This window comes from Streptantibioticus ferralitis (assembly GCF_029223525.1).
Lineage (GTDB): Bacteria > Actinomycetota > Actinomycetes > Streptomycetales > Streptomycetaceae > Streptantibioticus_A > Streptantibioticus_A ferralitis.
The window spans coordinates 121,319-134,694 of the sequence record NZ_JARHTQ010000017.1 but is presented as its reverse complement, the minus strand read 5'-3'; the positions used below and the strand labels follow the sequence as shown (position 1 = coordinate 134,694).

10 protein-coding genes are annotated in these 13,376 nt (G+C 69.5%); 9 read left to right on the top strand and 1 reads right to left on the bottom strand.

The genetic code is table 11. The features are described from left to right. Nucleotides 1-100 precede the first annotated feature (100 nt). From P2L57_RS24320 to P2L57_RS24295, 6 genes are all read left to right on the top strand, one after another. Entirely contained in the window at nucleotides 101-1,198 is a 1,098-nt protein-coding gene (locus P2L57_RS24320; RefSeq protein ID WP_275818043.1) for a substrate-binding domain-containing protein, read from the top strand. 262 nt (nucleotides 1,199-1,460) lie between these two features. Further along, nucleotides 1,461-2,249 (top strand): ATP-binding cassette domain-containing protein, encoded by a 789-nt coding sequence (locus P2L57_RS24315; protein WP_275818041.1) that lies wholly within the window; start codon nucleotides 1,461-1,463, stop codon nucleotides 2,247-2,249. Continuing rightward, a complete protein-coding gene (locus P2L57_RS24310) occupies nucleotides 2,246-3,556 on the top strand; it encodes a sugar ABC transporter permease (RefSeq protein ID WP_372515890.1) in 1,311 nt (436 codons plus the stop codon). The genes P2L57_RS24315 and P2L57_RS24310 overlap by 4 nt, the downstream gene beginning before the upstream one ends. Nucleotides 3,557-3,757: 201 nt before the next feature. Then, the gene (dxs, locus tag P2L57_RS24305) at nucleotides 3,758-5,677 is read left to right on the top strand and encodes a 1-deoxy-D-xylulose-5-phosphate synthase (RefSeq protein WP_275818039.1); all 1,920 of its coding nucleotides are present in this window, start codon (nucleotides 3,758-3,760) and stop codon (nucleotides 5,675-5,677) included. 174 nt (nucleotides 5,678-5,851) lie between these two features. Then, nucleotides 5,852-7,357 carry an amino acid permease gene (locus P2L57_RS24300; RefSeq protein ID WP_275818037.1) on the top strand — a complete coding sequence of 502 codons (1,506 nt, stop codon included), beginning with the start codon at nucleotides 5,852-5,854 and terminating at the stop codon, nucleotides 7,355-7,357. Nucleotides 7,358-7,404: 47 nt separating this feature from the next. Beyond that, nucleotides 7,405-8,943, top strand: coding sequence for a glycosyltransferase family 39 protein (locus tag P2L57_RS24295; RefSeq protein WP_275818035.1), 1,539 nt, complete (start codon nucleotides 7,405-7,407; stop codon nucleotides 8,941-8,943). On the opposite strand, the gene P2L57_RS24290 is transcribed toward P2L57_RS24295, so the two are convergent. Beyond that, entirely contained in the window at nucleotides 8,938-9,348 is a 411-nt protein-coding gene (locus P2L57_RS24290; RefSeq protein WP_275818033.1) for a PIN domain-containing protein, read from the bottom strand. The genes P2L57_RS24295 and P2L57_RS24290 overlap by 6 nt on opposite strands. Before the next feature lie 84 nt (nucleotides 9,349-9,432). Here P2L57_RS24290 and P2L57_RS24285 point away from each other — a divergent pair, with 84 nt between their 5' ends. The 3 genes from P2L57_RS24285 (at nucleotide 9,433) to ltrA (ending at nucleotide 13,332) form a co-directional block, all read left to right on the top strand. Beyond that, complete coding sequence (locus P2L57_RS24285) at nucleotides 9,433-10,326, top strand: DsbA family protein (RefSeq protein WP_275818031.1); 894 nt, start codon at nucleotides 9,433-9,435, stop codon at nucleotides 10,324-10,326. Between the two features lie 81 nt (nucleotides 10,327-10,407). Beyond that, nucleotides 10,408-11,418 carry an SPFH domain-containing protein gene (locus tag P2L57_RS24280; protein ID WP_275818029.1) on the top strand — a complete coding sequence of 337 codons (1,011 nt, stop codon included), beginning with the start codon at nucleotides 10,408-10,410 and terminating at the stop codon, nucleotides 11,416-11,418. Between the two features lie 660 nt (nucleotides 11,419-12,078). Beyond that, nucleotides 12,079-13,332, top strand: coding sequence for a group II intron reverse transcriptase/maturase (gene ltrA, locus P2L57_RS24275; protein WP_275818027.1), 1,254 nt, complete (start codon nucleotides 12,079-12,081; stop codon nucleotides 13,330-13,332). The last annotated feature ends 44 nt before the right edge of the window (nucleotides 13,333-13,376 follow it).

Sequence of the window (13,376 nt, the reverse complement as noted above, 5' to 3'; positions counted from 1 at the left end):
TCATCTCGTTAATAATTTACTTCTTGACGGCATGCTGTGGTGGGAGTTGACTCACGTCCACCTCGGCCGCAACGTCGCGGCCCCGTCAGGGAGGTACCCCGTGAACACCACTCTGCGTCGTGCAGTCATCGCGACGGCGGCCGTTTCCATGGCCTTGTCCATGGCGGCGTGTGGCAAGGCCGGCGGCAGCAAAACCAGCGCGGCCGACGTGAGCAACGGATTCCGTATCGGTCTGGCTCTCCCGGAGAACCAGACCGCCCGGTACGAGTCCGTCGACCGGCCGAAGATCGAGGCGAAGCTCCACGAGCTCTGCCCCAAGTGCCAGGTCGACTACGAGAACGCCGCACAGAACGCCAATACCCAGCAACAGCAGGTCGACACGCTCATCAATGACGGCGACAAGGTCATCATTCTCGACTCGGTCGACTTCAAGGCCATTCAGCCGTCGGTGGAGAAGGCGCACAACAAGGGCGTCAAGATCGTGGCGTACGACCGCCTCGCCCAGGGCCCGATCGACGCCTACACGTCCTTCGACAACACCCAGGTCGGCAAGCAGCAGGGTCAGGCCCTGCTGCAGGCCATGGGCTCCAAGGCCAGCCCGAGCAGCCAGATCGTGATGGTCAACGGCGACAAGGGCGACCCGAACGCGGCGCAGTTCAAGGCCGGTGCGCACAGCGTGCTGGACGGCAAGATCAAGATCACCTCCGAGTTCGACACCAACGGCTGGCTGGCCAACAACGCGAACAACGAGGTCTCCGGCGCGATCAGCCGCATCGGCGGCAGCAACATCGCCGCGGTCTACTCGGCGAACGACGGCATGGCCGCCGGTATCATCTCCGCCCTGCAGTCCGCGCACATCAGCCCGCTCCCGCCGGTCGGCGGCCAGGACGCGCAGCTCGACGGCGTGCAGCGGGTGCTCGCCGGTACGCAGGCGTACACCATCTACAAGCCGTACAAGGACGAGGCCGACACCGCGGCCCAGATGGCGATCGACGTCGCGACGGGCAAGTCGGTCTCCACGGCCGACACCAAGGTGGACAGCGCGACCACCAAGGGAATTCCGGCCAAGCTGATCCCCACGAGCATCATGACCGACAAGAACATCCAGCAGACCGTGATCGCCGGTGGTCTGTTCACCGTGGGCCAGCTGTGCACCCAGCAGTACGCGTCCGACTGTGTCAAGGCGGGGCTGAAGTAGCCTCCTTCGCAGTTAATTACCGCAGGTAATAGCTGTCCGGTGCTCTGTCTCCGCAAACAGACCCCGCTAATGGAGACGGGGCGCCGGACTACCGCCCCGCCGTCCGGGGCCCCGCGGCGCCAGCCGATGCCGCGGTGATGTCGCGGCCCGCGGATAGCGCAGTCTCGCTTTTTCCATCGCAGGATTCCCGTACTTTTCTTGCTTAGCCTTCCGCGTTTGCCCTCGCAGCGCGGCATCCCCCGCCGGTCAGGCGGCGAAGGAGATGGTTCACGTGTCCGCTACGCCCGTGCTGGCGTTGCGCGGGATCTCCAAGCGGTTCGGCGCCGTACAGGCGCTCACCGATGTCGAATTGGAGATCCACTCCGGTGAAGTGGTCGCCTTGGTGGGCGATAACGGCGCCGGAAAGTCGACGCTGGTGAAGACGATCGCCGGAGTCCACCCGATTGATGAAGGCGTCATCGAGTGGGAGGGCCGGCCCGTGACGATCAACCGGCCGCACGACGCCCAGGGCCTGGGCATCGCGACCGTCTACCAGGACCTGGCGCTGTGCGACAACCTCGATGTCGTACAGAACCTGTTCCTCGGCCGGGAGATCCGCAGAGTCGGGGTGCTCAACGAGGTCGAGATGGAGAAGCGGTCCCGCGAGCTCCTCAACACCCTGTCGATCCGGATTCCCAGCGTCCGTATCCCTATCGCCTCGCTCTCCGGGGGTCAGCGCCAGACGGTGGCCATCGCCCGCTCCCTGATCGGCGACCCCAAGGTCGTCATCCTGGACGAGCCCACCGCCGCCCTCGGTGTCGAGCAGACCGCGCAGGTCCTCGACCTGGTCGAACGGCTCCGCGAGCGAGGCCTCGCCGTCATCTTGATCAGCCACAACATGGTGGACGTCATGGCGGTCGCGGACCGGGTCGCGGTGCTGCGGCTCGGCCGCAACAACGGCGACTTCTCGACGAAGACCACCACCCAGGAAGAGATCATCTCCGCCATCACCGGCGCCACGGACAACGCCGTGACCCGCCGGAAGGCGCGCACCGCGGAGGCGGACAAGTGAGCAACTCCGACCTGACCAAGCCCCCGGTCTCGGACGAGGTCGCCGAGGAACCGGCGGTCGCCGCGCCGCCGCCCGCGGCCGACGCCATCGTGGCGGTCGACCCCCGTCTGCTCATCCGCGAGCAGGGGCTCGCGGGCTATCTGACCGAGTTCAAGCGCCGGATCCACAGCGGTGATCTCGGCTCCATGCCGGTGATCGTCGCCCTGATCCTCATCTGGGGCATCTTCCAGGGCCTGAACAGCACGTTCCTGTCGGCGAACAACCTGTCCACCATCGCGTTCAACGTGGTGGGCACCGGCATGATCGCCGTCGGCATCGTCTTCGTCCTGCTGCTCGGCGAGATCGACCTGTCGGTGTCGTACGTGAGCGGTCTGGCGGGCGCGGTGTTCGCCGTGCTCAGCGTCTACCACGGGTTCCCCGAGCCGCTGGCGCTGGTGCTCGGCATCCTCACCGGCGCCGCGATCGGTGCGCTGCAGGGCTTCTTCTTCGCCAAGGTGGGCGTACCGGCGTTCGTCGTGACGCTGGCCGGCTTCCTGGCGTGGAACGGCGCCATGCTGTGGGTGCTGGGCAAGAACGGCACCATCAACCTCAAGGCCAACGGCCTGCTGTACAACCTCTACAACTACACGTTCACCGACGTCGCCTACGCCTACGGCCTGGCGGTGGTCGCGGTACTGGTCTACCTCGGCTCCTCGCTGTGGCAGGCGAGCCGCCGCCGGCAGGCCGGGGTCCCGTTCCGTCCGCTGACCGACATCGTGGTCAAGACCGTTCTGCTGGCGGTCGTATCCTTCGCGGCGGCCGCCGTGCTCAACCAGGCGGACGGTCTGCCGCTGTGCCTGCTGCTGTTCCTGGTGGTCGTCATCGGGCTGGACCTGGTGCTGCGCCGCACCACCTACGGCCGGCAGATCTTCGCGGTCGGCGGTGGCATCGAGGCCGCCCGCCGCGCGGGCATCAACGTCGCCTGGATCCGGATCTCGGTGTTCATGCTGGCCGGCACGATGGCCGCGATCGGCGGTATGTTCCTGGCCGGTCAGGTCAACTCCGCCCAGTCCACCCAGGGCGGCGGCAACACGCTGATGAACGCGATCGCCGCGGCCGTCATCGGCGGTACGAGCCTGTTCGGCGGCCGGGGCAAGACCTGGTCGGCGCTGCTCGGCGCGCTGGTGATCGTCTCGATCCAGCAGGGGATGTACATCCTCAACCTCAACACCGCGATCCAGTACATGATCACCGGTGCGGTGCTGCTGGCCGCCGTCGTGGTCGACTCGGTGTCGCGTAGGACACAGAAGGCGTCCGGCCGCGCATAGCGGCGGCCCTCGCGGGTGCCCGGCGTGCCAAGGCGCGCCGGGCACCCGCGCGTTCACCGACGCTTGCCGGGTCGCCCCCCCGGGAAACGCGGCCGGGTGACGTGAATCGCATCGCCCGGCCGACTTCGCCCAAGCCGGAACATTAGACTCGACGGACTGAACGGCAACGCTCGACAGGTTCGACAGCACAAGGAGGCACGGGTGGCCCTGCTATCCCGTATCAAGGGACCGCGCGACCTCGACCGGCTCACCCAGGAGCAGCTGGTGGAGCTGGCGGGCGAGATCCGGACCTTCCTCGTCGAGGCCGTGTCCAAGACCGGCGGGCACCTGGGACCCAACCTCGGCGTGGTGGAACTGACCATCGCGCTGCACCGGGTCTTCGACTCGCCCAAGGACAAGGTGCTGTTCGACACCGGGCACCAGAGCTATGTGCACAAGCTGCTCACCGGCCGCCAGGACTTCTCCCGGCTGCGCAACAAGGGCGGCCTGTCCGGCTACCCGTCGCGCGCCGAGTCCGAGCACGACGTCATCGAGAACTCGCACGCCTCCACCGTGCTCGGCTGGGCCGACGGCCTGGCCAAGGCCAACCAGGTGCTGAGCCGCAAGGACCACGTCGTCGCGGTGATCGGTGACGGCGCGCTGACCGGCGGCATGGCCTGGGAGGCGCTGAACAACATCGCCCCCGCCAAGGACCGCCCGCTGGTCATCGTGGTCAACGACAACGAGCGCTCCTACGCGCCCACCATCGGCGGCCTCGCCAACCATCTCGCCACCCTGCGCACCACCGACGGCTACGAGCGCTTCCTCGCCCGCGGCAAGGACCTGCTGGAGCGCACCCCGCTGATCGGCCAGCCGCTGTACGAGACCCTGCACGGCGCCAAGAAGGGGCTGAAGGACTTCATCGCACCGCAGGGCATGTTCGAGGACCTCGGGCTGAAGTACGTCGGCCCGATCGACGGCCACGACGTGGAGGCCCTGGAGTCCGCGCTGCAGCGCGCCAAGCGGTTCGGCGGACCGGTGATCGTGCACTGCCTCACCGAGAAGGGCCGCGGCTACAAGCCGGCCGAGCAGGACGAGGCCGACCGCTTCCACGGCATCGGCGTCATCCACCCCGACACCGGCCTTCCGGTCTCCGCCGCGGGCACTGACTGGACGTCGGTCTTCGGCGAGGAGATGCTCAAACTCGGTCACGAGCGCGAGGACATCGTGGCCATCACGGCGGCGATGCTCCAGCCGGTGGGTCTGGCGCCGTTCGCCGAGGCGTTCCCCGACCGGGTCTACGACGTGGGCATCGCCGAGCAGCACGGTGCGGTGTCGGCCGCCGGTCTGGCCACCGGCGGGCTGCACCCGGTGTTCGCGCTGTACGCCACCTTCCTCAACCGTGCCTTCGACCAAGTGCTGATGGATGTCGCGCTGCACCGGTGCGCAGTGACCTTCGTCCTGGACCGCTCCGGCGTCACCGGCCCCGACGGCGCTTCCCACCACGGCATGTGGGACATGTCGATCCTTCAGGTCGTCCCCGGGCTGCGGCTCGCCGCGCCGCGCGACGCCGACCAGGTGCGCGCCCAGCTGCGCGAGGCCGTCCTCGTCGACGACGCGCCGACCGTGGTGCGCTACTCCAAGGGCGCGGTGGGTCCGGCCGTGCAGGCCGTGGGCCGCATCGGCGGTATGGATGTACTGCGCGACCCGGCGGACGGGCAGGACCGCCCCGACGTGCTCATCGTCTCCGTCGGCGCCCTCGCCCCGATGTGCCTGGAGATCGCCGAACTCCTCGACGCCCAGGGCATCTCCAGCACCGTGGTGGACCCGCGCTGGGTCAAGCCGGTGGACGAGGCGTTGCCCGGGCTCGCCGCCCGGCACCGGGTGGTCGTCACCGTGGAGGACAACTGCCGTACCGGCGGCGTCGGTTCGGCCGTCTCGCAGGCGCTGCGGGACGCCGAGGTGGATGTGCCGCTGCGGGACTTCGGCATTCCGCCGGTTTTCCTCGACCATGCCTCCCGCAAGGAGGTCATGGCCGAGATCGGCCTCACCGCGCCCGACATCGCACGTCAGGTGACCGGCCTGGTCGCCACGTTGGACGGCCGGTACGAGGACGAGCCGACCAGCGTCGCCAGCGACTGAGCATCGCTCCGTACCCCCCGTCGGTGGGCCGGGCGGGCCACTCCAAAGAGTGGTCCGCCCGGCCCATCGGCCTATGCCCAGGCGTGCCCTTTCGGGTGATCTGCCCATCCGGGTGCTGAGATGGCCGATCGGCCGTCCCGACCATGTGGGCAGGACAACCGTGGAGGTGCGTCGATGGATGCCAGAACGCCACAGCCCGCGAACCGGCAGCGGAACCCGATGTTCCGTACCAAGTCCGTCGAGCAGTCCATCCTGGACACCGAGGAGCCCGAGCACGCCCTCCGCAAGTCCCTGTCCGCCCTCGACCTGACCGTCTTCGGCGTCGGCGTCATCATCGGCACCGGCATCTTCGTCCTCACCGGCCAGGTGGCCAGGACCTACGCGGGACCCGCGGTCGCCCTGTCGTTCGTCGCCGCGGGTGTGGTGTGCGCGCTGGCCGCGCTGTGCTACGCCGAGTTCGCGTCCACCGTGCCGGTCGCCGGATCCGCGTACACCTTCTCGTACGCCTCGATCGGTGAGCTGCCCGCGTGGATCATCGGCTGGGACCTGGTCCTTGAACTCGCGCTCGGCTGCGCGGTGGTGGCGGTCGGCTGGTCCGGGTACATCAGATTGCTGCTCGACACCGGAGGGATCCAGCTGCCGCACGCCCTGACCGGAATCGCCGACGGCGGCGACTTCGACCTGCTGGCCTTCCTGCTGGTGCTGGTGATCACCGGGGTGCTGGTCGCGGGGATGAAGCTGTCGGCGCGGGTGACCTCGCTCATCGTGGCAATCAAGGTGACCGTGGTGCTCATCGTGATCATCGCCGGGGTGTTCTACATCAACGGCGACAACTACACACCGTTCCTGCCCGCCGCGCAGCGGGCCACCGGTGCCTCCTCAGGTCTCGGCGCACCGCTGATCCAGCTGATCTTCGGCTACAAGCCGACGACCTTCGGCGTCTGGGGCATCTTCACCGCCGCCGCCGTGGTCTTCTTCGCGTTCATCGGCTTCGACATCGTCGCGACCGCCGCCGAGGAGACCAAGAACCCCGAACGGGACGTCCCGCTCGGCATCCTCGGCTCGCTGGCGATCTGCACGGTCCTGTACGTCGCGGTGTCGGTCGTCGTGACGGGTATGCAGAAGTACACCCAGCTGGCGGTGGACGCCCCGCTCGCCGACGCCTTCAAGGTGAACCATGCGCCGGTCTGGTCCGGGGTGATCAGTTTCGGCGCGGCCGTCGGTCTCACCTCGGTGTGCATGATCCTGCTGATCGGCCAGAGCCGGGTGTTCTTCGCGATGAGCCGCGACGGTCTGCTGCCGAGGTTCTTCTCGCAGGTCCACCCTCGGTTCGGCACCCCCTACCGGTCGATCCTGCTGCTGGGCCTGCTGGTCGCGGTCGTGGCCGGTTTCACCAGCATCGCCGAACTGTCGGAACTGGTGAACATCGGCACGCTCTTCGCCTTCGTCGTCGTCGCGATCGGCGTGGTGGTCCTGCGTCGGACCCGGCCCGACCTGCCGCGCGCCTTCACAACCCCGTGGGTGCCGCTCGTTCCGGTGCTGTCGGTGCTCGCCTCGCTGTGGCTGATGCTCAATCTGCCCGCCGAGACCTGGCTGCGGTTCGCCATCTGGATGGTCGCCGGCTTCGGCCTCTACTTCGCCTACGGCCAGCGGCGCAGCCGCGTCGGCCTGCGGGGCTGAGCAGGTCTCGTTTCCCAGCCAGGTCCGCGCCGGGTACGTTGGACCGCATGCCAGCCGCCCCCGAGACCGCCGGTGTCACGGCAGCGAAACTGCCGTCACAGCGGGGCGGCGGCCGGACCGTGGCCGCCCGGGCGAGGGCCGCGGTCGCCGGTCCGCACCACTACTGGGTGCGGCTGCTCCCGGTGCTCGCCGTGCTGGCCGCCGTCACCCGTCTGCCGTCCTTCCTGCGTCCGATCTGGAACCCGGATGAAGGTTTCCTCGCGACCCAGGCCCGGATGCTCGCGCACGGCGGTGTGCTCTACGACACGGTGGTGGACCGTAAACCGCCGCTGGTGCCCTGGCTGTACGAGGGCGCGTTCTGGCTGTTCGGGCACGGCTCGCTGTGGCCGCTGCGCAGTGCCGCGGTGCTCGCGCAACTGGTCACTGCGGCGTTGCTGGCCGCCCTCGCCCGGCGGCGCTGGGGAAACCGGGCAGGGGCCACCGCGGGCATCGGCTATCTGCTGCTGTCCATCGGGCTCGCTCCCGAGGACAGCCAGGCGGCGACCTTCGAGGTCTTCATGCTCCCGTGGACGGTGGCGGCGGTCGTCTGCGCGGATCGCCTTCGAGGTCCGAGGCCCGGCCCGGCCATGAGATGGGGGTCGCTGGCCGGACTCGCCGTGGCCGGCGCCGCGCTCACCAAGCAGACCGGCGGCGCCGTGCTGCTGCCGGTGGCCTGGCTGCTGTGGCGGTCGGCACCCCGGCGGGCCCGGGCCGCCGCGGGGCTGGCGGTCGGCTTCCTCGCGCCGCTGCTGGCGGTGGCGCTGGCGGTCGGCCCGCACCGGTTCCTGTTCTGGACGGTGACCGGTTCGGGGTCGTACGTGTCGGCGAGCGGCGCGTGGCTGGTGGCCGCCGGGCGGGCGCTGGGCAACACCGGGATCCTGGCCGCCGCCTGCGCGGGCGTCGTCATGCCCGCGGTGTACCTGCTGGCCAGGCGGCGCCGGTTCGCGGAGTCCGACCTGTGGATATGGCTGGCCGGGTCGGCGGTCGCGGTCGCCGCCGGTTTCCAGTTCTACGGCCACTACTACCTGCAGCTGCTGCCGCCGCTGGCGCTGCTGGGGGTGGCCGCCCTGCGGCGGCTGCCGCGCTGGCGGCGCCCGGCGGCCGCGTGGACCGCGCTGGCGGCATGCGGCTTCCTGGTCTGGGGGTTGGCCGCGCCGCGCTGCCAGATGGACCACGCCGGCAAGGTCGCGTCGGCGATCGCGGTCCGTACCGCGCCCGGGGAAACGGTTCTGGTGTGGGGCATGCACCCTGAGGACTACTGGCTTTCCGGCCGCGCTCCCGCCAGCCGCTATCTGACCGCCGGTTTCCTCACCAACTTCAGCGGTGGCCGCGGCGGTGCGCGGGTCGGCGAGCGGTACGCGGTGCCCGGGGCCTGGCGCACCTTCCGGCAGGAGGTGGCACGCCGCCCGCCCGCCCTGATCGTCGACGACTCGCGCGGCCAGCCGTACGGCCCGGCCCGCATCCCGGGCTTCCGTCAGCTGCTGGAGGCGGGCTACCAGCGCGCCGCAACCGCCGACGGCGCCGTGCTGTACGTCAGGCGGTCATGAGCGCACCGCACGCGGGCCCGCGGACTCCGCGCCGTGGGCGGCGGCCCGCTCGCGCAATGCGCGGTCGGCCGTGATCAGCAGCAGCGGGCGGTCGGGCGTCTCCCGGGCCGCCTCCGCCAGCAGCTCGACGATCCGGTCGTCACCGCTGCGCGGCGCCGACACGACCCGTACCCCCGGCACCGCAGGGACATCGCGCGCCGCTCCCTCGACGACGAGGACGACGTCCAGCGGTGGGCGACGTGCCCACTCGGGCACGTCGTCGCGGTCCGGCAGGCCCTGCTCGGCCAGTGGTGCGATGGCGTCGCGCAACCGCTCGGTCGCGCCGTGCCGGTCCCGCCACCAGCCGTCCGGTACGGCGCCGACCGTGTTGGCGGCGTCCACGACGACCAGCGGTTCAAAGGTCATACGCCTACCCTGGCACGGTTCCGCTCCGAGGGGCGGTGGTATACAGGCGCGGTAGGGCATACGCAGGAAGTGATGGGACGCGTGATGGCAGAGTCCAAGGGGTCGCAAGGGGCCACCGGGCAGGTTGAGCCGACGGCTTCGGACACGATGGGCCCCCGGAGCGGCTGGCGGCGTTGGCGTCCCTACTCGGCGGCGATCGTGGCGGTCGCCGCGATCTTCGCGGCGTCGGCGGTCATCGGCGCGCACGTACGGGCCGGGAAGTCGACCGACATCAAGCCGCCGAACGGCGTCCCCAGCGCGGCTCCGCTCAGCATTCCGGTCAATCCCGGTGTGCCGGTGACGGTCACCGTGTACATGGACATGCGCAGCGCGCAGTCCAAGGCGTTCGCCGAGAGCTATGCGAGCACCTTCGACAAGCTGCTGAACTCCGGCCAGGCCAGGATCGACTACCGGCTGGTCACGCAGACCGACGCGAGGCTCGGCGGCAAGGGTTCCGCGATGGCGGCGAACGCGGTGGCGTGCGCCCAGGACCAGGGCAGGGACCAGTTCGAGGCCTATGTCAAGCAGCTGTGGAAGCACCAGCCAGCTCAGGACCACGACAAGTTCGCCAGCGCCGGGTACCTGGAGAAGCTGGCGGAGAAGGTGCCCGGACTGCCCAAGACGGAGAAGCTGCAGGCTTCGGAGTTCGTGCCCTGTGTCAACAGTGACGACCACGGCGGCTGGGTCATCGCTTCGCAGAAGGACTTCCAGAAGGCCGGCCTCGGCGATGTCCCGGTGCTGCGGATCAACGGCCAGACGGTGTCCGTGGCCAAGGACGGACTGACCCCGGCCAAGCTCACCGCGCTGGTCGAGAAGGCGGCGGCGCAGGCCGCAGGACAGTCCCCGTCGGCTTCCGCTTCCAGCTCCGCTTCTGCCCCGTCACCGGCGCCGAGCGCTTCGGCCTCGGCCTCGGCCACCGCCACGCCGTCGGCCGGCTGACGCCGTCTCCGTTCCGCCAACCGGAGACTCAAAAGCACATAATCCGACTCGCCCAGCCTGCCTTGCACCGATTTCCGCCGGATGTCTCGCAGGATGGTCATCGAGGTGCTGGGCAGCTGGATGACGGAGGGCGGTGCCATGGTGCTACCGGTGTTCGCCGGGTCTGTCGCCACTGCCACGGAACGGGCACCCACCGCTTCCGAGCCGACGGAACGCCAAGGCTCCTGCCTGCCGGGCTGGTTGGCGGTCAGCACGGGCGCCGCGGCCGCGGGCGCCGCGCTGTGGCTGCTGTGGTGGCGAGGTGTGCTGCCGGACCGGGTCGGGGGCTATGTGGTGCTGCCCGGCAGTCCGGGCTACGGCGCCGACTACGCGACCTGGGGCGAGGTGATGCTGCTCGCCGCGCTGGCCGCGATCGCGGTCGGCGGACTGAACCGCGGCAGACCGGGCAGCGTATGGGTGCTGACGTGGTGCGGCGCCTACCGCGGCACCGTACGGCGTACCGGACTGCTGTGGATCAGTCCGCTGCTGACCCGGCGCCGGGTGGACGTGGCGCTGCGGCACTGGCGCAGCCGGCCGATCGAGGCCGTGGACGCGGACGGCACCCGGCTGCATGCGACGGTGCTGCTGGTCTGGCGGGTACGGGACAGCGCCCGCGCCTGCTTCGCCGTCGACAACCATGTCGTCTATCTGCGCGACCAGATGGAGTGCGCGGTGGCGCGGGTGCTGTCCCGGCTGCCGACCGATGACTTCCGCACCCGCTCCAGGACCCTGCGCGACGCCGATCACGTGGGCGATGCGCTGACCCTCGCCCTGATGGAGGAGATGCGCCCGGTGGGCATCGAGATCATCTCGGCTCGGCCGATCCGCATCGACTACGCGCCCGAGATCGCCGTGATCATGCGCCGAAGGCAGCTGGCGGCGTTGGACGCCCGGCATCGGCAGGCGCTGGTGGGCGATGTGGTCGCCACGGTCGCCGAGACCGTCTCCGGGCTCACCGACCGGGGCCGGATCGCCCTCGACGACAACGCGCGCACGGTGCTGGTCAAGGATCTGACCGCCGCCCTGTGCGTGCACGGCAGGCCGCCCGGTTGAAGCGGGGCCGCGCCGGACGGACAAGGGCCGCCTGGGATCTCCCAGGCGGCCCTTGCCGTGGTGCGCCCAGCATGGGCGATTGCTTGGGGGTGGAAGTCCCCTGGGGGAAGAGGTGGTGCTAACCCCGAGCCGGAGGCAAGGGCGTCATCGTGAGGTGGGGTCTGGAGGAAGCCCGAGGCGAGACCTGGGTACCGAGGAACACGAATCGCGTATGAGGCGTGCTGGTTGGGTGAGCCTGCCACGCATGGCGATGCCCGTCTCCACCAAGAAGGCCAGTGCGTAAACGCGGCGGGGATCCAGGGACAGTGATCGTTCTTACCTGGGGAGATCTGTTCGGGTGTCGGTTGTGCTGAGGTTGCCGCCGCGCCGACGGTCTGCGTCGAGAGGCGTGGGCTGACCGGGCAGAAGTCAGCAGAGGTCGTAGTACCAGCCGGGATGGCCGCCGATGTGTGGTGGGCTGGGAAGGGCCGAACATCGAGTGGAACGGGTGATGTGGTGGTTGCTCGTGCTGGTCACGGTGATCGCAGCCGACCCGCCTGGGCGGGGCCGCAGAGAGTAGAGCCGGTGCATCCGGCAAGGCTCTCAGCGGAGCGTAGTGACCGGTCGGCGCTCCTCACGGAGGACGTTCACCGCGAACAGGGGCCCTCGCTTTGGGAGCTGATGCTCTCGAAGGAGAACCTGCTCGCGGCGCTCAACCGCGTCGAAGCGAACCGGGGTGCTCCCGGGGCGGACGGCATGACCACGGCTGAACTTCGGCCGTGGCTGCTCGTTAACTGGCCCGCTGTCCGGGCCGAACTCGACGCGGGCACCTACCGGCCGTCGCCGGTCCGTCAGGTGATCATCCCGAAGCCTGGCGGCGGCGAGCGGATCTTGGGGGTGCCGCGTGTGCTGGACCGCTTGGTCCAGCAGGCCATCGCGCAAGTGCTCGTGCCCATCTTCGACCCGCAGTTCTCGGGGGCGTCCTTCGGTTTCCGTCCCGGCCGGTCCGCGCATCAGGCGGTTCGTGTCGCGCGACGGGCGATCGAGGACGGCCACCGGTGGGTCGTGGACCTTGATCTGGACCGGTTCTTCGACCGCGTTCAACACGATGTCCTGATGGCGCGGGTGGCGCGCAAGGTCGATGACCGCAGGGTCTTGAAACTGATCCGCAGGTTCCTGGAAGCCGGGATCATGGTGGACGACGTGAGGACGCCGAGCGAGGAGGGGACCCCGCAGGGCTCCCCGCTCTCTCCCGTCTTGTCGAACATCATGCTCGACGACCTGGACCGGGAGCTGTTCGAGCGCGGTCACAGGTTCGTGCGTTACGCCGATGACGTGCGCGTCTTCGTGCGGAGCGAACGGGCCGCCCACAGGGTGCTCGCCTCGGTCACGGCCGTGGTCGAGCAGCGGCTGAAACTGAAGGTCAACCGGGAGAAGTCGAAGGTGGTCCACGCCCGCTCAGCGGTGCTGCTGGGGTTCGGCTTCTACTTCACCCGGGGCGGCAAGGTCGGTATCCGGGTCGATCCGAAGGCGGTCAAACGCCTGAAGGACCGGTTGCGGGAGCTGACCTCGCGCCGGTGGAGCATCGCGATGGATGAACGCGTCGCGAAGATCAACCGCTTCACCACCGGATGGATGGGCTACTTCCAGCTCGCGGACACCCCGAAGGTGTTCAGGGAGCTGGACGAGTGGTTCCGCCGCAGGATGCGGCAGATCCGCTGGAAGGAATGGAAGCTCCCCAAGGCCCGGTTCAGGAACCTCCGCGAGCTCGGTATCGCCGAGTGGAAGGCCCGCGAGTGGGCTGGCAGCGGCAAGGGGTACTGGCGGATCGCGGGATCGGCCGTCCTTCAGCGGGCACTGCCCAACTCCTACTGGGACGACCTGGGTCTGCGCATGCTCAAGCCGACCTGGCAACGGTTGAGATCAGCTTGGTGAACCGCCGGATGCGTGGCCCGCATGTCCGGTGGTGTGGGAGGCGG